Source organism: Kitasatospora sp. NPDC024654 (genome assembly GCF_055559155.1).
Genome location: NZ_JBVHLF010000239.1, coordinates 1 through 1,915, shown reverse-complemented (window position 1 = coordinate 1,915; position 1,915 = coordinate 1). Strand labels below are relative to the sequence as shown.

Genomic DNA, 1,915 nt, shown 5'->3' with positions numbered 1-1,915 from the left:
CCCGAGGACTGCTTCGACTGTGCCTGCGGCCTCTACCTCGGCGGCCCGGCCACTTGATCAACACCCCTCCACGAATTAACGCGGAGCAGCACTAGCCGAGGTCGTCGCAGAGGTTGTGGATAGTGCCGTGCACGAGCGTGACGGTCTTGAATCCCGTCGCGCTGAACTCGATCCGGTAGACGCCGTCGATGGTGTAGAGGCCGCGCGGCAGGTTGCTGAAGCCCGCGCGCACGCCCGCGATGACCGGCCCGACCACGTGCCAGACCATTGAGCCGTCAGTACCGTATTCGATCACAGCGCTGCCACTGGCGTCCACGAGGGCGCTCGCGCCGGTGGCGGCGTTGCTGACGTTGAGGAACAGCGCACCGGTAGCCAGCTGCCGCTCGGGCTTGCCGTCCGGGTAGGTCTCGACGACCTTCGTGCGCACCTGGTTCACCGTTATGTCCCAGTGCACGGGGAAGTCGCACAGCAGCCCGGCGGGCGCGTCGTATGACGGCGGGAACGCCTCGGGTATCCAGCCGTCGTGCGACGCGGCAGACGGCGCGGACCCCGCGTCGGCGCTGCTCGCGGCGGCGGACACCGTGCCACCTGCGAGTAGGGCGGAAACGGACAGGGCAACCAGCAGGAATCGACGCACGAGTACTCCTAATCCTCTGCCTCTGCTCACTGATAGTGAACGGCAGGGCAATGCCTGCCCGGCCGGGTTTCACTGTCCGCCCCCCGGATAGGCGGCGCATATCCCTAGACCTAGGGGGAGCCGCTTGCGATACTCCTGCGGTGTCCCCCGCGCCCGCGCCGCTGCTCGTCGCCCACGCCGCGCGGCAGGCTGCCGCACGCGCCGACAGCTTGGCCGACCTCGGCGGCGAGCTGGCCCGCCAGCTGCACCGGCTCGTGCCGCACGACGGGTACATGCTTTCCGGTAAGGATCCGGTCACCGGCATCGGCTGCTTCCTGGTCGAGCACCAGGGCTACAGCTGCGCCCACTTCCGCCGCATCAAGGCGGCCGGGCTGCTCGATCAGCAGCCTTACCCGCCCCGGCGACCCGCCGACCGGCCCACGAGCCGCCCAACTGTCGCGGTGCTGGACACGACGGCCACCGCGCCGCCGGGCATCGTGCCGCTGCTCGACAGCATGGCCGGCGACGGCTGGGGTAGCGAGATGCGGCTCGACCTGGTCGATCGCGCCGCGCACTGGGGCACGCTGATCCTGCTGCGCGAGCGTCGCCGCCCGCCGTTCACCCCGGCCGACATCGACAACGCGCGGCAGGTTGCGGCGCCGCTGGCCGCCTCGCTGCGCGGTTACGTCGGCCGCGCCAGGCCGCATCCCATGCGCACCGCGATGTCGCCTGGCGTGCTCGTCATCGACGAGAACGACGGCCTCGCCTCCGCGACCCCGACCGGGCGCGAATGGCTCCGGCTGTGCTTTCCCAACATGATCCTCGACACGGACGAGGATCTCTCGCTGACGCTCTGGAACGTCGCGGCCGCCGCCCGCCGCCAGCGCGAGCCCGTGCTCAGCCGCATCCCGACCGGCCACGGCTTCGCCGCGCTGCAGGCCCAACGGCTGACCGGCGCCCGACGCGGCGAGGTGGCCGTCACCGTCCAGGCGGCCGGTACCGGCCAACTGCTGCCCGCGGTCGCCGCGTGGTACGGCCTCACGCCCCGGGAACGCACGGTGATCGACCAGGTCCTGGACGGCCGCTCCAGCAAACAGATCTCCCACACCCTCGACCTGTCGCAGCACACGACCAACGACCATCTCAAGGCCATCTATCGCAAGATCCGGGTGAACAGCCGCGACGAGTTGGTCGCTACTCTCTCCTGAACCGCCCCGGGTTCGGTGGGGACTCGATTTCGTGTAAGGATTCGAGTCATGGCACGTCCTTCCTCCTACCCGCCTGAGCTGCGCCGTCGTG

The 1,915-nt window shown here is 70.0% G+C and carries 2 protein-coding genes; one reads left to right on the top strand and one right to left on the bottom strand.

Annotation, left to right across the window (positions count from 1 at the left end; genetic code table 11):
* Positions 1–91: 91 nt before the first annotated feature.
* Positions 92–637 (bottom strand): hypothetical protein, encoded by a 546-nt coding sequence (locus ACZ38L_RS39280; RefSeq protein ID WP_465702917.1) that lies wholly within the window; start codon positions 635–637, stop codon positions 92–94.
* 140 nt (positions 638–777) lie between these two features.
* Here ACZ38L_RS39280 and ACZ38L_RS39275 point away from each other — a divergent pair, with 140 nt between their 5' ends.
* Positions 778–1,824 (top strand): helix-turn-helix transcriptional regulator, encoded by a 1,047-nt coding sequence (locus ACZ38L_RS39275; RefSeq protein WP_465702915.1) that lies wholly within the window; start codon positions 778–780, stop codon positions 1,822–1,824.
* Positions 1,825–1,915: the final 91 nt, after the last annotated feature.